This window comes from Lentimicrobium sp. S6 (genome assembly GCF_013166635.1).
Taxonomy (GTDB): Bacteria; Bacteroidota; Bacteroidia; order Bacteroidales; family UBA12170; genus UBA12170.
On sequence record NZ_JABKBZ010000055.1, the window covers coordinates 1 to 19,438 of the forward strand.

The window sequence follows — 19,438 nt, forward strand, 5'->3', positions numbered from 1 at the left end:
TGTAAAACTCTTTTACCTCAAAATAATCTAAGATAAATGCGGGTAAAAACTCTTGTAATATTGTTAATTCCAAAACTTAATTTTTGTCAGCTAAGATAAGGATTCCCCATAGTTTTTAATGTGACCCCAAATTCCTCCAACGCTTCAATAACAATTCCTCAGGATGCTAGAGTACACAATAGTCAGGCGTTTTATAAAAACTCCAAACATCAAGAAACGATTCAGGAAAGCAGCTATCTACAAATATCAATTTGCAGTGGAAATAAAAAAGACAAAACATGGATAAGTTTCAATGAGTTGTCTACCAATAATTGGGACCGAGGGATTGATGCAATAAGATTATCGGGAGAAGCAGATCAGCCGCAATTGTATACAATGCATGAAAACAAAAAATTATCCATTCAGTCTTTTGAACCGCTCTCTGGCCCATTTACAGTTCCTCTTTATTTTGAAGCACCATCATCAGCATCCTTTTCATTAAGTTTTAATTTTCTGGAGAGTTTTGCAGATACAAATATTTGGCTCGAAGACAGAATAGCTGATTATTGGCTACCTCTTTCCAAAGGCATAGAATACAGCTTTTCTGCCAACAAAAGTGATGATCCCCACCGATTCAATATTCATTTTTATCATGAAACACCAGCGCTTTTTAATGGAGAACTTGCCCGAGTTTGGTATAGTAATGGGCAATTGAACCTGGAAATTGCAGAAGGTTTGGGGAAATTAAATAAAGTTGAAGTATTCAATCTCTTAGGTCAATTAATTTATTCAGGTGAATCTTCCAATAGTAGATTAATCAATTTAAATCTTTCGTGTAATTCAACTTATGTCGTGGTTGTTCTCCACACTGAAAATACTCTAATAAGTAAAAAAGTTTTGGTTCTGTCGCATTAATTCAATTCGACATTAATTCTGGCCAATAGGGGTATAATACATGCTATTTGTTATTTAGTTTGATCTTTCTTTCAGAAAGGTCATATTTATCCCCATTACGCAAAAAATAAAAGAGCTTAGATTTTTCAGGTAGATTTTTTAAGCCACTACCTTCCCGAGACCAAAACCCACCATCATAAACGAGAACGTAATTTTCACCTATTACTTCAAAAGTATTTCCTTGAACAATAATAGCTGTATTTTCATCAATGCCAATTCCCAATAGTTCAGGATGTTTCTTTAAAATTTCAAACATATCAAATTGTCGATTTCGTGCCAAAACATGTTGATCAATGGCTACATCCTTCAATAAGCCAAACCCTTCCTGATGGTCTCCCATCATAATCTGATTGTTTTTTGTATCTCCTCTAACTAAATAGCTCCCTTGTATTGTTGCTCCAGCTGAAGACCCACCAACAACTCCACCTCTTTCTAATACCTCAACTATTAGTTTTTCAGTCAAGGTGTTTTTATAAGAATCAACGAGTCTCCATTGCCTGCCGCCTCCAAACCAAACCGCTTTTGCTTTACGTAGTGGCTCAACAAAGGAATCAGAATTTGCAATTGCTTTGTCGTTTGTATGAAGAACTGTAATATTGTTAGCGCCTCTGTTTCTTAGAGTTCCCGCAAATCCATAGTTTTCATCATAACTTTTCATCCCACTTGCTGTTGGAATAAAAACAATATGCGCATCTATACCGCCAGCTAACTCAATAAAGCGATTAATTATGGAATCGCTTCTCATAGCGCCTCCCACAATTACTAGGGTTCCATTTTTAGGACCAATATTTTCATGTGAATTTTGACTTTGTAGATTTGAAAAGACCAGGACTAAAACTATAAATGCAATTATTCTTGTCGTTTTTTGTTAATGTTTGCTGAAGTTTATATAATACTCTTAGGTAACCATGATTCTTAGCTAGTGTTAAGAAGATGCATAATTTAAAATAAGCTCAGGTCTTTAATTAGATTCTTTGTTTTAGTTTTAATATTATTTGCATGTAATATATGCATATCCCTCCAAATAGGCATATAAAACGTACCTTGAGTCAGGGCAAACGCGTACTTTTATTTTTCTAATTATTCTTAACAAAGCTAACGCGGATTTGGTGTGATTTAAATACATTCCTTAATGTTAATATTTTCGCACGGAAAACATTTCCGCGCTAGCATTATACCTATAGATTAAACTATTTTCTTCTAAATATAGCTTTTTAACAAAGTATGCGTTTGCCCTGTACCTTGAGTATTCTTCTCAAAAGCTAAACTAGCTTTTTCATCAATTCATTAAACCTACAGATCCTCCTATTCCACATTCTTAACTTCACTAGTAATACTACTAGAAATATTATTAATCAAACTAAAAACACTCTTCAAGAAACTCTTTTCGATAACTGAAAGCTCAGATATTTCAATGGTATTTAGAGGAGCCTTTCCATCTTGGATTAATCTAGACTGGTTTTTAAGCCTTAGCTTCATCATATAGTTATAGGCCAAATCTATGTCCTTGTAAAAGTTCTTTGATATTTTACCTGCTTGGTTTAAAGCTTTAATTCTCTCAGTAGTATTTGTATGCTCTATACCTTGCTTAAGCGCATTTATTCTAGCGTATTTTATAATTGGTGTTAATATGGTTTTTAAGTCTATGGTTTTGACTTTAGAAGTAAGATCATTGCCCACCAGGTTCCCAAATGCATTGAGGGGGGATTTGAAATTAGCTGTCATATCTGCTAGCTTGACCAAGAAATCGTTATTAGACTTAGCAAGTGATAGCACATATTGTTTCAAATCATTACTAAGTTGGCTATGACCTTGTATAGCTCTAAAATCTAAAAATGTACTGGCTTCAATCAGACTTTCGGTTTCGGTGCTCAAAACCCAAGATGAGAAATATTCTTTCCATTTTGAGAGGGGTTGACACCATTTTGGATTACAAGCCATTATACCTCCGTTACAATAATGATATCCTATATCGTTCAAGGAATCAGAAATATAATTGGCTAATTCTAGAAAATATTCTTGTGTTTTTTCATTGTCGTTGCCATCCTCATAAATCAATCCATTGTCCTGATCGGTGAGGAGGGTTTGTTCTTTTCTACCTTCACTTCCCACGGCTATAAAAACAAATTTACAAGGAGCAGGGCCATAAGTTTCAATGGCGAAATCTATTAGCTTCTGTGTGATTCTATCAGAAATAGAAGAAGCAAAAGCAACGGTATCATAGATATGGTCATTACTTTCTGCAAGTGCCTGAATAAGTGTAGGTACTTTATTATGAATTTTTCGCAATTCATCAACTGTATTTGTATTTTCTATTTCAAAGAGTAAGTATGACAATGTATTGTGTTGAATAGAGATTATTCTATCGTAGGAAATAACTCCTGAGATGGCATTCTCTATATCAGTAGTAACCAAGTGGGAAACCTTTTGGGAAGTAAACATCAATAGCGCTTCATGTAAACTTGCCGTTTCGGAGATAGTAGTCAAAGGAGCCGTCATTATACTAGTAATGGGCTTATTAAGCTCACAACCTTTAGCCACAGATTTTATGGAAATATCTTGACTACTTACAATACCCAATATATTATGGTTCTGCTTTATAAGGAGAAAATTTTTATTCAAACGTCCCATTTTGTTGGCTGCCATTTGAATTGTGGTATCAGCAGTGCAGGATGCAATGGATTGAATGAGAGGTTTTATGGCCTGTTTCATTAACAAGAGCGATGTTTTACCTCTCCAGAGAATTTATCGTGTTCACGCTCTACCAATTCTTTTTTTGATACTTCTTTGCTAGTTATGATATAGCCATAGGTTTTTGCGTATTCTACTTTTGAAATAGATAAAACTACTTCTTTAAAGCTATTTCCTGAACATATTAGTGAAGATTCGAATGAAAAAGACTTTGTATTGTTGAGGAAGTTAGCATGTATGTTATCCCAATTGGTGGTAAAAAGCTCGTCTAATTTTTTTCGACTCACTTCCTTTTCATCAAAACCACAAATGGCTCTAAACTTAGCATTTGAAAATATGATGGATTCATTCAAAAACATGAGTGTTCCTTCGTTGGAAGCCTCCACTAATGTTTTATATTTTTGTCTCGATTCGTGTAGTTCTTCAGTCAGTTTTTGACGTTTCATTTCTATACTTAAGCTTTGTCGAACCACGTAAAACAGAATCATAGCGATAATGAAAGCAATGAATAATGAAATGATTAGTAGCGAATCTCTCAACTCATTAAGCTCTTCTTCCACATCTTCAAGATAGATTCCCGTTCCCACTATCCAACCCCAAGGTTGAAAGGATTTCACACAGGATAATTTGGGTACAACTTTGGTGGAATCGTCATTCCATTGCCACATATAATCTATAAAGCCCTCCTCTTGCTTCTTTACCACATTGGCAGCTTCCACAAAGAGTTTATGACCATTTGAATCGTAATAATCCTTTAATTCAGAGCCAATGAGCTCAGGCCTGTATGGATGCATGATCATTATTGGTTCTTCATCGATAATCCAGAAATAATCCTTTTGATCAGAGCCATATCTAATTTGAGCGACTCTATCTTTAGCTGACTGCTTAGCCTCCGCTAGGCTTAAACTTTTGTTCTTATATTCAGTCTCATATTCATTAATTAAGCTCCATGCTGTATTAGTTAGTTCTGCAATCATTTCTTTTTTGTCATCCATAATTGCTTTCTCAAAAAATGGAATAAAGAAAATATGTATGGAAGCAATAAATAAAACTATTGCCAATGCTGAGGGTAATGCTACGCCTAAATAGAAGCTCCGGTTGTTTTTCAAAATATGGACTATTAAGGATGTTTACTATGAATAAGAATAGTCTGATAGTTATGGCTGTTAGCTTTAACAGTTTATCATTAGCTAGCTTGACTATTTTTAATGCAATTTACGTTTTAAAAAGTAAATGGCAATGAATACTAGAAAAAAGAGTTTGTTTAAAAAGATTTTGTGTGAGGATCTTCTATTTTATTCATAAGTAAAGTCCTTAATCCAAATTTCGAGACAATCAGGTGTGCCTTGGGTGTAATTGGTAGTGGTTTAATGTTTTATGGAATACTTATTCAAGGAAAGAGTTGATAATTATAAGTTTTACTTTCACAATCGGAATTGCTTTCAGATTAAGGTTAAAAATTATGATACCGATAAAAACTACATTTTGGCTTTTAGTGGAATCATAATTATATGTATAAGCCATTCATTTACAAATGGTGCTTCATATTTAAGTGCTTTTTTTATATCTTTGGATGAAATAATAAACTCTTATAATAATTTAATGGTTTGCAAGTAACTATAAATTAGTACCTCTAATACCCAAATAATGAAGCTCTAATTATCTTCAGTGTGATGATTTCTAAATAATAGAATGCATAAATAGATGACCAGATAGGGAACACGGAAATGAAAGACCAAGAAAAAACTAAAGAACAGCTTGTCTCAGAATTAGCTGAATTACGTAAAGAATACAATTCTTTGAAAAAATCTTCTGAAACCCAAAAGCAAAAAGATAAGATACTACTCCACACCATCATCAACAATCTGCCTTCTTCTGTTTTTGTAAAAGACAAAGAGTTCCGTAAAACTTTAGCAAACAAAGCACATTTATCCCGTATGTGTGCTCATTTAAAAAGCCTAGGATTAGATCCTCGAATAGACATTATAGGGAAAACTGATTTTGAGGTAACTCCTTTGGAACTATCAGAAGAATATTTTGCAGACGATAAAAAAGTCATACAATTTGGCGAATCCATACTCAATAAAGAGGAATCGGGTTACAACCCAAATGGTGAGCCTATTAATCAGATTGTAACCAAAGTTCCCTTATTGGATTATATAGGTGAGATTATTGGCATGATTGGTATAACAACAGATATTACTGAATTACGTTTGGCAGGTGAAGAGATAAAAATTAAGAATAAGCAACTCATAAAATCAAATGCTGAAAAAGATAAGTTCTTTTCAATAATAGCTCATGACTTACGAAGCCCTTTCAATTCAATTTTAGGTTTTTGTGAAATGATTATTGAAGAAGTAGAAGCAAAGAATCTAGACAAAGTTGAAGAGTATGCAAATATTATTCTTAAATCTGCGTCACGAGCCGTTGACCTACTGATGAACTTAATGTATTGGGCACAATCACAAACTGGCGGAATTAAATTTAATCCAATAAACATAGTAATAAGCGATTTGTTTGAGGAAGTCTTAGTCTTATTTGAAGATATTGCTCGACAAAAAAACATTATAATTGATAAGGATTTGCCTGATAACCTCATAGTATCTGTAGATAAAGCAATGATAGCTACTGTATTAAGGAACTTGATTTCGAATGCTATTAAGTTTACACATTCTGGTGGGAAAATTGTTATCTCAACTGAATTAGTAGAAAATATGCTGCTTATCTCAGTAAGAGATAATGGTGTTGGAATACCTAAAGAAGTGATAGATAAACTATTTAAAACCGACGAAAGCCATTCAACGCTAGGGACAAAAAACGAGAAAGGAACGGGACTTGGATTAGTTCTCTGTAAAGAATTTGCAGAAAATCATCATGGGAAAATTTGGGCTGAAAGTGAATTGGGTAAAGGGAGTGTTTTTAAATTTAGTTTACCTTTAGCTGTTTATTGATAGGGAAATTGATAGAAAGATTTTATTATTAGAATATTAAAAGTTATGAGAGATAATACAGATTTGAATCTAGCTGTTTTAATAGATGCTGATAATATTCCATATAGTAATATTAAAGGTATGCTTGATGAAATTACAAAGTTTGGTATTCCTTCAATAAAGAGAATTTATGTTGACTGGATAAAACCAACGGTATCAGGGTAAAAACCCGCGTTATTAGAGCATGCAATCACTCCAATTCAACAATACAGTTATACATCGGGTAAAAATGCAACTGATTCTGCAATGATTATTGATGCTATGGATATTCTTCACCGTGAAAAGATAGATGGCTTCTGTATTGTTTCAAGCGACAGTGACTTTACAAGATAGCCAACACGCCTTAGAGAGTCTAGTAAACTGGCCATTGGTATTGGAGAAAAAAAGACTCCTTATCCCTTTATCGTAGCATGTGACAAGTTTATTTATATAGAAATTATCTCTAAATCTAAAAAGCGAATCAAGAATCTGGATTCTCTAGTTCAAAGTCGAAATCATCAGCAAAATCTGTAGTTGAATTCGATAAAATAGATAAAAGGCTTATTAATTTAATTAAAACAACTATCGATGATTTGGCTGTTGATACAGATTTGGCTTTTTTGGCAAGAGTAGGTGGTTTATTGAATAAAAAGAAATCTGATTTTGATCCTAGAAATTATGGTTTTGTAAAACTAACTCCTATGATTAAATCTTTGGATTCTGTGTTTGAAATAGAAGAAAGAGATGTGGACCATAAATCAATAAAGCATGTTTATGTAAGAATTAAAAAATAAGTTTCACCTGTTATTTTTAGCAAAGGCGCATAATGTGCTAGAACTTGGTTCTACCGCCATTTCAATACAGGCTACCATTTGCCTCGAAAAACTCACTAATACAGATAATGAAATGTTTTTTGAGCTTATTTCATGATACAATGGGTATGATTTTGTAATGATTAATTCACTCTATTAATACTTGTTAGAATTAAGGTTTCAGTTTATATGAAGAAAGCCTGAAAACGACTCTCGTTTTCAGGCTTTTTATTTATCTATATGATAGAACTTTCTAGGAAAGTTTTTCCTTTATTCCATCTAACATCACCTTAGTTAGGCATTTGATATCGTACTTATAATTTAATCCCCAATCTTTTTTAGCCACACTGTCGTCGATACATGCTGGCCAGCTATCGGCAATGGCTTGACGAAAATCAGGTTTGTATGAAATCTTGAACTCTGGAATGTGTTCCTTGATTTCTTCTGCCAATTGTTTAGGGTTAAAGCTCATTCCTGCCACATTATAACTAGAATGGATAGAAAGGTCTTCAATATCAGCATCCATTAAATCGATAGTAGCCTGAATGGCATCATCCATAAACATCATGGGTAGACTGGTATCTTCAGATAAGAAAGACTCATATTTCCCTTCACGAATGGCTTCGTAGAAAATTTCTACTGCATAATCAGTAGTGCCTCCTCCTGCTTCTGTTTTATAAGAAATTAGACCAGGGTAACGGATACTTCTGATATCTAAACCATATTTTTGGTGGTAATATTCCACCCATCTCTCACCAGCTAACTTACTAATTCCATAAACGGTGTTGGGTTCTGTGATGGTATATTGAGGTGTGTTTTGACGAGGAGTAGAGGGGCCGAAAATAGCAATAGAGCTAGGCCAGAATACTCTCTTTACCTCAGGTACTTCTTTAGCTAATTCTAAAATATTCATCAAAGATCTCATGTTGATATCCCAAGCTTGTAATGGAATCTTTTCTGCATTTCCAGATAATACAGCAGCCAAATGATAAATCTGAGTAATCTTATGACGAATAACAAAATGAATCAAACGATTACTGTCCATTACATCCATAATTTGAAAAGGACCGCCCTCTAAAACATCTGTTGGTGGCTCTTTGATATCTGTAGCAAATACATTTTCACTACCGAATTTCTTTCTCAATGCAATAACGAGTTCAGAACCAATCTGTCCAGCAGCTCCAATAACCAATATATTTTCCATTTCCTTTGCTTTTATTTGCTGCAAATTTATTAAAATCACTATCGTGTTTGATGTCCTTGATGGAATTGGGTAAAACTCTGATCGACTCTATTGTTTAAGACACCATTTTATCATCCAATTATAAATGAATCCGATAGTGATATCGTTCTAGTTTTAAGCAATTTCGTTTTTAAATAATATAGTTAAATCACTATATTTGTGCTCTTTATTGATATTTCCTTTTTAAATGTGGAAGTCGAAATACATGATAAAGTAAAGTATATCAAATACATAAATTGATTTTAACAAGCAAATACATATCTGACTAACCTATTTAATAAAAACTAAAACACGATGAACCCCAACTTTACATTACTTGATTATTCCATATTTGCCCTATATGCCATCCTCATTCTTGGAGTTGGGATTTGGGTGTCTAGAGGAAAGAAAGGAGTTAAAAAAACAGCCGAGGATTATTTTTTAGCTAGCAAATCATTGCCTTGGTGGGCCATTGGAGCCTCTCTTATTGCGGCTAATATTTCTGCGGAACAAATGATAGGTATGTCGGGTTCCGGTATGGCTGTTGGTTTGGCTATTGCCTCTTATGAATGGATGGCAGCTTTAACATTAATCATAGTAGGTAAATATTTCCTTCCCATATTTATTGAAAAAGGATTGTATACCATTCCCGAGTTTATAGAAAAAAGGTTTTCTACTCAGCTTAAAACCATATTGGCGGTTTTCTGGATTGCCTTATTCATTTTTGTGAACCTAACCTCTGTGCTATTCCTCGGAGGAAAGGCATTAGATACCATTATGGGCTCAGGAGATGGCTCCTTAATTATGCCAGCCATTATTGGATTGGCCCTTTTTGCTGCTGCTTATTCCCTATATGGGGGCTTGGCAGCTGTTGCCTGGACCGATGTTATTCAAGTAACCTTGCTTGTAGCTGGAGGACTAATCACTTCTATGATTGCTCTGGATTATGTGACTCCCCAGGGAGGAATCGTCAATGGATTAAATCATATTTACGACACGGCAGGCGATAAATTTCATATGATATTGAAAAAGGAAAACCCGGAATTCATGAACCTTCCTGGTATTGGAGTTTTGGTAGGTGGACTATGGGTGGCTAATCTTTATTATTGGGGTTTCAACCAATATATCATTCAAAGAACTTTAGCTGCAAAAAGCTTAAAAGAATCTCAACGAGGTATCATCTTCGCTGCATTTTTAAAAATGATCATTCCTTTAATCGTAGTTATTCCTGGTATCATAGCTTATGTGATGTTTTACCAACCCGAAGGAACTGCAATTGTTGATGGTGTTCAAGATGCATTTAGCAAAGCTGGAGGAGGAGTAAATTACGACAAATCCTATCCTTGGTTAATAGCCAGCTTTATTCCAACCGGAATCAAAGGTTTAGTGGTAGCAGCATTAGCAGCAGCCATTGTTTCTTCTTTAGCGTCTATGGTGAACTCTACTTCTACTATTTTCACCATGGATATCTACAGACCTTATTTAGCCAAGAAAGATGGTAAAGATCATGATGTACAAGTGGGAAGAATAAGTGGTGCCATAGCTTTAGTTATTGCTATTTTTGTTGCTCCTCTACTTGGAAACATCGATCAAGCCTTCCAATATATCCAAGAGTATACGGGTTTAGTGAGTCCTGGAGTATTAGCAGTTTTTCTTTTAGGCCTTTTCTATAAAAAGACAAATAATAAAGGAGCAATTGTTGGTATTTTAGTATCTATTCCAATTGCATTAATGCTAAAAACACCCTCACTGGAATTACCGTGGATGGATCAAATGTTCTATACTTTCCTCATGACCTTAGTTATTATTGTTGGAGTAAGTTTAACTACTAATCCTTATGACGACGATCCTAAAGCCATCAAATTCACCAATAAAATATTCAAAACTGACAGCATTTTCAATATAGCTGCCTATGCCATTCTAATTATGTTGGTGGTGCTTTATGTTTTGTTTTGGTAGTAGTCTCTGCAAGAAAACTCCGATAACACCTTATGCTTTTTCTGAAAACAGTCATTGACAAAAGTCAACTCCTTGATTTTTACAAAAACCAAGCCTTGTCAATACCTGCAAAGTGGATCAGAACTGGTAGGTATGATGTACTTAGGCTATATGGCGATTTAGAATGAGGATTAGATGAAATTTATGAAGATAATCACTCCTTGTTTCAAAATGAGATGGAAGACTTGTGTCTTTTCCTAAAAATAATGCTACAAGAACAGTGTTCATTTAGGTTGTATCAAACAAACTGAATAAAATATCCTAATAATTAAACTGCTGTATGAACAATACCTGTGCTATAATTGTGAAAAAGGAGATATTAACAGCTCATTGTTGTTACATGCGGATTTAAGGTTGCAATCCGAGTGTATACATCAATAAGAATTAACAAAAAAGATTCAATCCTAAACTGGCCTTTGTGTTTGACTGCTATCAGTCAAAGATGAAAATAGTTTTGAGTATTATATGCCCTCGGAAAACATGCTGAGGTTTTGCATAGCAGAACTTCAAAAGCGATTATATTGGCATAATACACAAACTTACAGTACGTTCACTCATTACTTGGTACATAATTACACTGAACATATTAGGGACGCGATCCTCTCACTTCGACTACGCTCAATGACCGAAGGCACTCATCCCTTTTGGAAGGAAACATATGTAACTTACAATCTAAGCCAAACTTTAAGTACTTTAGATACTCCAAGTACTAACTACTTTTAACAAACCCTTATGATAGTTTGACATTTTTAGACAAATAGGACATGCCAATTTTGAATAGTTTTGTCAAATGGAAAATTCTGATATTAAATATATTCATTGTGGAGACTTGGAAATTGCTGCGGGATGCGAAACTGATATTTCAAAAGAGACCACTGCCTACTTACCCTCCTCCTATTTGGTGTTTGTGGAGCAAGGTCAATTGCATATTAGGATAGACCAACAGTTTTATATTATTTCAGCTGGAGAATATGCATTGGTTAGAAAATATACGGAAGCCACTGTATATAAGTCCTATAAAAAAGAAGAAGGCGCAGCCAAAACCTATTTCTTCGCACTTACCAATGACTTTATCAGAAAAATCATCAGGAATATCCACATCCCCAATCATCTCGAACCCATTGCCGAAAGAATTGTTCCTCTAGAATCTAATTCCTTATTATCGGGTTTAATGAAATCTATTAAAGATTATGTAGATACTGGTGATGATTTAGATCCTGATTTAGTGAAACTTAAAACCAAAGAAGCGCTATTGGCCATCATTAAATCTAATGCTAAATATGCAGCTATCTTTAGAGAATACTCCATGGCGGAAAGAGCTGATATTGTTCAGTTCATGAATTATAATTATCTAGAGAATCTACCCTTAGAAACCTTAGCTATACAAACTGGCCGAAGCTTATCTACCTTTAACAGAGAGTTTAAAATGGTATTTAATGAAACTCCACATCGTTGGATTATGAAGAAAAGATTGAATTATGCCAGAAACAGATTACTTCAAGGAGAACAAAAGCCTTCTGAAGTATATCTAGAAGCCGGTTTTGAAGATTTAGCCCATTTTAGCCGTGCCTTTAAGAAGCAATTTGGTATGCCTCCATCACGAATTCAAGCTTTAGCTTAATGACATGAATAGACAAGTTGATTTGAAGTTTTTAGACAAGTAAAAACTATAATTACTCAATAAATTTGCAGCATCAATAAAACAAAAAAAGAAAAAAAATGAAAACTATAGATAAAACAAAACCTATCATGGTAACTGGAGCTACAGGATATGTGGCAGGCTGGATCATCAAGAAATTATTAGAAGATGGAATTACAGTACATGCTGCCGTTAGAAACCCTGATAATAAGGAAAAACTTAAATATCTTAATCAACTTGCTGAAAAAACATCAGGTAAGATAAAATACTTTAAAGCTGACCTTTTGCAAAATGCTTCTTATGAGGAGGCCATGAAAGATTGTGAACTCGTCTACCATACTGCTTCTCCTTTTATCAATTCGGTAAAAGATCCTCAAAGAGACTTAATAGATCCTGCGCTATTGGGAACTAGAAATGTATTGGACTCGGTGAACAAGACCGAAAGCGTGAAACGAGTGGTATTGACCAGTAGTTGTGCTGCCGTCATTGGAGATACCATAGACCTTTTAGATTTACCCGGAGGAATTGCAGACGAAGAAAACTGGAATACCACCTCTAACCTCAAACACCAAGCCTATAGCTACTCTAAAACCTTAGCTGAGAAAGAAGCTTGGAAAATGAATGAAGAACAAGGACGATGGGATTTAGTAGTCATCAACCCAACTTTAGTTTTGGGCCCTGGCATCAATCCAATCTCTACATCAGAAAGCTTTAACCTGATTAAACAAATGGGTGACGGTAGCATGAAAATGGGTGCTCCAGGATTAGATATTGGAGTGGTAGATGTTAGAAATGTGGCAGATGCCCATATCAATGCGGGGTTTCTACCTAAAGCCAAAGGGCGTCATATTATTTCCAATACACATAAAACATTTTTACAATTGGCAGAAATGCTAAGGCCTAAATATGGCGATTCTTATCCGCTACCGAAAAAAGAATTACCTAAATTCTTGGTTTGGTTAGTAGGTCCTCTTCAGGGTATTAAACGCAAGATGGTCAGTAGAAACTTTGGCTACCAATGGCTGGTTGACAATAGCAAGAGCAAAAAAGCATTGGGCATTAAATATATTCCCATCGAAAAAACAATGGAAGATTTCTTTCAGCAGATGATTGACAATGGTGTTTTCAATAAGAAATAAAAAAGATGATCATGAACTTTAACCCAACAAATATACCCTCACAAAAAGGGAAAGTAGCCATAGTTACAGGCGCAAACATAGGTTTGGGCTATGAAACCACTATAGCTCTAGCCAATAAGCATATGCATGTGATTATGGCTTGCCGAAATATTCAAAAAGCACAAAAAGCCAAAGAAACCATCATGAAGATTCTCCCAACGGCTAGTTTGGAGATCATGATATTGGATTTAAACAGCCTGAAATCTGTTAGAGATTTTGCAAGCGCATTCACCAAGAACCATCAACAATTAGATCTTCTGATTAATAATGCTGGAATTATGATTCCTCCATTTGCCAAAACGGAGGAAGGCTTCGAAAGTCAGATGGGTGTGAACTATTTTGCACACTTTCTTTTAACAGGGTTATTACTCCCTATATTAGAGAAAACAAAAGGTTCACGAGTGATTTCATTGAGTAGTATAGCCCATAAAAGCGCTAAAATCAATTTCGAAAATTTAAACAGCGAAAAGAGCTATTCAAAGATTGAAGCCTACGGTCAAAGCAAATTAGCTTGCCTGATGTTTTCCTACGAATTAGACAGACGATTGAAGGCAAAAGGAAGTCATGTGAAATCTATTGCTGCTCATCCTGGCGTTTCTGATACTGATTTAGGAAGACATGTTTCAAAATGGCTTTATAGCCTATTGCTACCTGTTATAAGATTGATGTCGCATCGGCCAGAAGACGCAGCCCTTCCTACTCAATTTGCAGCTTTAGCAGAAGATTTAAAAGGTGGAGAATATATTGGTCCTACAGGATTCAGCGAAATGAAAGGCAAGCCTGGAATTGCTAAATCAACTCCTTTATCTCATGATACTCAAATTGCCAAGCAATTATGGGAAGTATCGGAGAAACTCACCAATATTAAGTATTTATAAAATGAAGAAATTTTTTATGTGGTTTATTATCATCATATTAGCAATAGTTTTGGCCATTGGCTTATATATCAATTTGAATCCGCAATTTGGTGCCAATGTCATGGCTTCTGATAAAAGTATTTATGCACAATCTAAATGGTGGGATGGTGAAAAATTCATCAATGAAACAGAAACCACCATGGATATTACGCTTAAGAATATGCCGGGTTTATTAAGAGCACAATTTACCGATAAGCATTTACGCAGTCCTGAAAAGAACTTGGAAATGATTCCTTTGGACAAAGAAAAATGGGCTCAGAATCCTGAAACGGCAAAATTTGTTTGGCTGGGCCATTCCGCTTTACTCATCCAAATCAATGGAAAAAATTATCTAATGGATCCCATGTTAGGTGATGATACTTCTCCTATTGCACCCATGAAAACCAAACGATTTACAGAGAATGTTTTGGCCATTATAGATGAATTGCCTCCCATTGAAGCCATTTTCATGACTCACGATCATTATGACCATTTAGATTATGCCAGCATCAAAAAATTGAAATCGAAAGTAAACAAGTATTATGTAGCTCTGGGAGTTGGGCGTCATTTGGAGAAGTGGGATATTCCAAATACACAAATTAAGGAGTTCGATTGGTGGGATGAAATTTCTGAGGATGGTTTAAAAATCACATTCACCCCTTCGAGACATTTCTCGGGTCGTGGACTTACAGATCGTGGTAAGTCGCTTTGGGGTGGTTGGGTAATTCAGTGGGACGAGCACAGTCTGTATTGCACTGGTGATGGTGGATACGATAAACATTTCAAGGTAATTGGTGAAAAGCTAGGCCCTTTTGATTGGGCATTTGTGGAGTGTGGACAGTATAATGAGCTGTGGCATCAAATACATATGTACCCTGAGGAAAGTATAAAAGCGGGAATAGATGCACAAGCAAAAGTGAGTATTCCTATCCATTGGGGTGGTTTTCCTTTGGCATTGCATCCTTGGAAAGAGCCTGTAGAAAGATATGCTGCTGAAGCTCAAAAAACCAATGCTAATATTTCTCTTCCTAGATTAGGTGAAATTGTAGAAATGGGCAATGAGCCTCAGGAGAATGATTGGTTTGTGGATTTGAAGTAGAGCTATTGAAAGAAATATTACTAACCTACTATATAAATATCTTCATGATGGATAAATAGAAAGGGCTTATATCTATCAATATAGTTTCTAATAACCTGTTCGATTATAAATTAATCACACAGAAAGACAATAATGCATTAGATTTTAGTCTGAAAATCATGAAGATATAGCGGGCTATATCAAATGGTTTTTAGTTATAAGATGATGTATTATTGTCTTTTCTATATTGGATTTTAATAATTTGCCCATCTACTTCCTCAAATTTTATCGAGTTATCCCGATAGCTCTTCATAAATCTGTGGCATATACGAGCTAATTATCTGAAAATGTGTGCTAATTTACTGTCGAAGGTTAATAGTATAAATATCATTTATTTAGGCAACATGACCACGCCACTATTATGCTTACCATCGAGTTTTATCTCCAATGGATCATTAAATCTCACATGGCGAAGAAACTCATTTTCATAAATAGCCGTTTGTTTATTTAAGAAATCGAGCTGGTAATGCCCATCCTCAATAAATGGATTCAAAGTAAAATATCCTACCCTAAAAGAGGTTAGATTCTGAAAGAAATGGGTTCCTTGACTGGGTTCTATTCTGTAATTTTCTAGACCTGACTCCACAATCAGTCTTGCCATACTGATTTGCGGCCATTTTACTGGAATACCAAGCCACGGATCGCTACTTCCCCATCGTCCGGGGCCCACTAAAACATAGTTTTTGTCTTCAGCTATCATTTTATCATTAAGCTCTCCAACCATATTTGCAACCTCTTCATTTCTGGCCGGATCAAAACACTCTGGTTTTACATAAATCACATCATGAATATCTTTGATGATACCATTTCCGAGTGAGGATTTAGAATATATTAATGTGTCTTCTTTCTTAATCTTGGATAAATCCTCCTTAATACCTTCCTGATTTTCAACTATGGGTCTAATTTGTAGAATAAAGAAGGTTCCCGGTGTACCGTTTGCATCATTCAAATCCACGGCAAATTCAATTTCAACAGGTTTGTTCATTTCTCTCTCCCCTGTTTTCATCATATCGATAGCAATGGCAGAGAGAGGAAAAGTATCATATTTCAAGACATTTGAAAAGGTGATAATCTTTTTTCCCACTGCATGTTTTCCTTCTCTTATCATGTTGTTCTGTAGATCAAAAGTGGAGCTTAATTGCTGTAAAGTTCCGTGTTCTTCAGCTTTTTTCAACCTCAGTCTGGCCAAGTTATGGGAGTCATCAGTTTGAGGGGTAAAATTAGGTTGGTTTAAGTCTAAAGCAAAGAAATGCTTTTGAGTTTCACGCAAGGCCATCTCTGGTGAGGATAATTGTAAAATCTTTTTCGGATGAAAAGGAGATACTCTTAAATTCTGACCACCATCAACAATATGCTTTCCTAGGCCTAGGGCAAGATTTATAATACCTTCTTCTGGCAATTCAGGATCGATAGGGTAGAAATTAATGCTTCTTCCCACTCCAGAAATATGGGGATAAAAATAGTTTTCATGTTTACGACCTACCATTTCTTGAATAACAATGGCCATTTTTTCTTCATCTATTACTTGGCTAATGGCATTCATATAGGCCTTAGAGGCTTTATAAAAAACTGAAGCATATACTGCTTTTATGGAATTGCATAAGGCTGTAATTTTTTCCTCATTATTAATATTATTGCAAGGAACCATATAAGTGGAATATATGCCTGCAAAAGGTTGATAGTGTGAGTCTTCAAGCAGGCTGCTCGACCGAACTGCAAGCGGGTTCTTAACTACTTCAATAAAGGCGGAAAGGTCTTTCTGTATACGTTCTGGCATGGTTGCGGCTAAGAAACGTTCTAAAATTTCTTTATCTGGAATATCTGATAAAGCAATTTTATAAAGGTCATTATCCTCCATAAACTCATCGAATATCTCAGTGGTGAGAACTAATGTTTTAGGAATGCGAATAACCACACCGGGATATTTAAATGTCAGGTTATTTCTATTTACCAAACTATCTAAAAAGGCCAATCCACGTGCTTTTCCACCTAAAGAACCAGAGCCAATTCTGATGAAGGTGAGGTATTCATCAAAATTATCACGATTAAATTGTGCAATTACTCCTCTACCCTTATTTATGCGATAGGCTGCAATACTGTCAAAGATAAACTTTCGTAAAGCATCCAAATTATTAAAATCATCGGGTGTAAATTGTTTAAGAACAGAGGCTAAGGGGAAAATGGCACGGCTATTCAGCCACTTACTAATATGGTTTCTTTTAAGGTGATAGCTAAGAATTTCATCAGGTATTTTGAAGATTTTTTTCTGCAAAGATTTCAAATCGGTGGCTCTATCCACTTCATGCTTAGTGTGTCTATCTAAAAATATGAAATCCCCAAAAGCAAAATAATTGACAATAAAATTTCGTAATTCTCGATTTAAATTTTTTGAGTTTTTATGTATGAAACCCACTCTAATTTCCTTTGCAAAAAGGCTGTTTTTATAATCGGAGGATTGAATGAGAAATGGTAAATATTTATTATCCTCTTTGATGCGACGTGCCAGTGACAATCCAGCATATTTATTCATGACCCCATTTTGGTTATAGGACATATCGCTGATAACCCCATGTAGGTTGCCTTTATATTTTTCGTAAAGTCCAATGGCTTCTTCATAAGTAGTCGCCAGTAAAATCTTTGCTCTTCCCCTCATTCGCATCATTTTCTGGTGGTCGTTCAGCCCTTCTTGCATAAACTTCATGGACTGGCGCATAATGATTTTATAGATATTGGGAAGATAGGAAGAATAAAAACGAATAGAATCCTCTACCAAGATTATGGCTTGAACACCTACTTCATTAATATCATAATCCGCATTCATTTTATCCTCGATTAACTTAATAATAGCCACCAAAAGGTCAGTATTCCCCAACCATGCAAATACATAATCGTAGGGCTCTGTACCTTCTTGCTTAAATCGTAATGAAATTTCGCGACTAAACGGAGTTAGTGCCACAATTGGTTTTTCAGGATATTCCTCTTTAATGATGTGAGCAAATTCTGTAGACGACTCATTCTCAATGGAAAGCATATTGATAATCAAATCAATATTTTCGCTATGTAATACCTGCATGGCCTCCTCTTCCGAATTCACGATAATGAATTGAGGAGGATAGCGGAGGTTCAGAGAAACATATTCCATAAATATCTTCTCGTCTATCCTTCCATCGTCTTCTAGCATAAAAGCATCGTATGCACTAGTAATCAATAGAACTTGATAGATTCTATTGCGCATTAAATTGCTAAACATGGTATCGGTAAAGCTTTGCTGTATAGGTGTTTCGGGAAATATATTGGATTCGCTCATTTTCTGTTTTTTGAAGCTCAAAAGTAAGGATATTTTTAGTTTTGGTGGGGAATTTAGAAGATCTAGAGGATTCACGGAGACCAGTTTCAAGTTGGAAAAATAATAGGGTGACATTCTTGAATAAAATAATCATAATTTTGAAGAGCTAAAGTATTAGGCCAGCTCATCAATAATAATGGGAGAGGAGGTTGATATTTAGAATAGGGTGGTTGTTGATAATCATGATTATTTAAATGGAAACCTAGGTGTTTATAGAATTGAATGCGTTTTTGCTGGACGAGTGATATGGGTTTTTCCACTTCCAAAATGATGGGACTGTTGGATTCTGCAATAAAATGATTTAGAATTTGGGAGCCAAAGCCATGGCTTCTATGTTCTATTTCTATGGCGAAATGCTCAATATATCTCAATTTCTCAAATTTCCACCACAGAAATATTCCAATAAAAACCTCCCCAGTATATATCAAGTCAAAGTGATATTCCTTTTTAGGCATTACCATTTTTTGGCTGTTCATTTCTCTTCTCTCTTCAATGGGAAAAGAACTATGATAAAGATTCCAGGCATTCTTAAACTGTGAACCCTTAACATCATGAATTCTGTGTCGGTCTATTTTCATTTTTATGGATAAAAACTTATGTTCATTAAATTAAACTA

16 protein-coding genes are annotated in these 19,438 nt (G+C 35.1%); 10 read left to right on the forward strand and 6 right to left on the reverse strand.

The genetic code is table 11. The features are described from left to right. Positions 1-120 precede the first annotated feature (120 nt). Positions 121-894 carry a T9SS type A sorting domain-containing protein gene (locus HNS40_RS15980; protein WP_172282649.1) on the forward strand — a complete coding sequence of 258 codons (774 nt, stop codon included), beginning with the start codon at positions 121-123 and terminating at the stop codon, positions 892-894. Positions 895-937: 43 nt separating this feature from the next. On the opposite strand, the gene HNS40_RS15985 is transcribed toward HNS40_RS15980, so the two are convergent. The 3 genes from HNS40_RS15985 to HNS40_RS15995 all read right to left on the reverse strand — a co-directional run bounded on the left by HNS40_RS15985 (position 938) and on the right by HNS40_RS15995 (position 4,733). Continuing rightward, positions 938-1,690 (reverse strand): cyanophycinase, encoded by a 753-nt coding sequence (locus HNS40_RS15985; protein WP_371742951.1) that lies wholly within the window; start codon positions 1,688-1,690, stop codon positions 938-940. Positions 1,691-2,238: 548 nt separating this feature from the next. Beyond that, the gene (locus tag HNS40_RS15990; protein ID WP_172282650.1) at positions 2,239-3,645 is read right to left on the reverse strand and encodes a DUF294 nucleotidyltransferase-like domain-containing protein; all 1,407 of its coding nucleotides are present in this window, start codon (positions 3,643-3,645) and stop codon (positions 2,239-2,241) included. Next, complete coding sequence (locus HNS40_RS15995) at positions 3,645-4,733, reverse strand: cache domain-containing protein (protein ID WP_172282652.1); 1,089 nt, start codon at positions 4,731-4,733, stop codon at positions 3,645-3,647. Before HNS40_RS15995 ends, HNS40_RS15990 begins: the two co-directional genes overlap by 1 nt. A 618-nt stretch (positions 4,734-5,351) precedes the next feature. On the opposite strand from HNS40_RS15995, the gene HNS40_RS16000 reads away from it, so the two are divergent. The 4 genes from HNS40_RS16000 to HNS40_RS23235 all read left to right on the forward strand — a co-directional run bounded on the left by HNS40_RS16000 (position 5,352) and on the right by HNS40_RS23235 (position 7,387). Beyond that, positions 5,352-6,575, forward strand: coding sequence for a PAS domain-containing sensor histidine kinase (locus HNS40_RS16000; RefSeq protein WP_172282654.1), 1,224 nt, complete (start codon positions 5,352-5,354; stop codon positions 6,573-6,575). Between the two features lie 45 nt (positions 6,576-6,620). Further along, positions 6,621-6,779 carry an NYN domain-containing protein gene (locus HNS40_RS23225; protein ID WP_253916396.1) on the forward strand — a complete coding sequence of 53 codons (159 nt, stop codon included), beginning with the start codon at positions 6,621-6,623 and terminating at the stop codon, positions 6,777-6,779. 33 nt (positions 6,780-6,812) lie between these two features. Further along, the gene (locus tag HNS40_RS23230) at positions 6,813-6,947 is read left to right on the forward strand and encodes an NYN domain-containing protein (RefSeq protein ID WP_371742952.1); all 135 of its coding nucleotides are present in this window, start codon (positions 6,813-6,815) and stop codon (positions 6,945-6,947) included. Positions 6,948-7,186: 239 nt separating this feature from the next. After that, positions 7,187-7,387: an OST-HTH/LOTUS domain-containing protein gene (locus HNS40_RS23235; protein ID WP_253916398.1), complete on the forward strand. Its 201-nt coding sequence runs from the start codon at positions 7,187-7,189 to the stop codon at positions 7,385-7,387. Positions 7,388-7,658: 271 nt separating this feature from the next. On the opposite strand, the gene HNS40_RS16010 is transcribed toward HNS40_RS23235, so the two are convergent. After that, entirely contained in the window at positions 7,659-8,609 is a 951-nt protein-coding gene (locus HNS40_RS16010; RefSeq protein ID WP_172282656.1) for an NAD-dependent epimerase/dehydratase family protein, read from the reverse strand. 333 nt (positions 8,610-8,942) lie between these two features. Here HNS40_RS16010 and HNS40_RS16015 point away from each other — a divergent pair, with 333 nt between their 5' ends. The 5 genes from HNS40_RS16015 to HNS40_RS16035 all read left to right on the forward strand — a co-directional run bounded on the left by HNS40_RS16015 (position 8,943) and on the right by HNS40_RS16035 (position 15,437). Further along, entirely contained in the window at positions 8,943-10,586 is a 1,644-nt protein-coding gene (locus HNS40_RS16015; protein ID WP_172282658.1) for a sodium/sugar symporter, read from the forward strand. An 829-nt stretch (positions 10,587-11,415) separates the two neighbouring features. Continuing rightward, positions 11,416-12,246: an AraC family transcriptional regulator gene (locus HNS40_RS16020; RefSeq protein WP_172282660.1), complete on the forward strand. Its 831-nt coding sequence runs from the start codon at positions 11,416-11,418 to the stop codon at positions 12,244-12,246. 98 nt (positions 12,247-12,344) lie between these two features. Beyond that, positions 12,345-13,403: an NAD-dependent epimerase/dehydratase family protein gene (locus HNS40_RS16025; RefSeq protein WP_172282662.1), complete on the forward strand. Its 1,059-nt coding sequence runs from the start codon at positions 12,345-12,347 to the stop codon at positions 13,401-13,403. A gap of 11 nt (positions 13,404-13,414) precedes the next feature. Beyond that, on the forward strand, positions 13,415-14,320 hold the full coding sequence (locus tag HNS40_RS16030) for an oxidoreductase (RefSeq protein WP_172282664.1): 906 nt from the start codon (positions 13,415-13,417) through the stop codon (positions 14,318-14,320). A 1-nt stretch (position 14,321) separates the two neighbouring features. Beyond that, positions 14,322-15,437: an MBL fold metallo-hydrolase gene (locus HNS40_RS16035; RefSeq protein ID WP_216663722.1), complete on the forward strand. Its 1,116-nt coding sequence runs from the start codon at positions 14,322-14,324 to the stop codon at positions 15,435-15,437. A 370-nt stretch (positions 15,438-15,807) separates the two neighbouring features. Here HNS40_RS16035 and HNS40_RS16040 read toward each other — a convergent pair whose 3' ends face one another. Next, positions 15,808-18,783 carry a PEP/pyruvate-binding domain-containing protein gene (locus HNS40_RS16040; RefSeq protein WP_172282666.1) on the reverse strand — a complete coding sequence of 992 codons (2,976 nt, stop codon included), beginning with the start codon at positions 18,781-18,783 and terminating at the stop codon, positions 15,808-15,810. Positions 18,784-18,869: 86 nt separating this feature from the next. After that, the gene (locus HNS40_RS16045; protein WP_172282668.1) at positions 18,870-19,400 is read right to left on the reverse strand and encodes a GNAT family N-acetyltransferase; all 531 of its coding nucleotides are present in this window, start codon (positions 19,398-19,400) and stop codon (positions 18,870-18,872) included. Between the last annotated feature and the right edge of the window lie 38 nt (positions 19,401-19,438).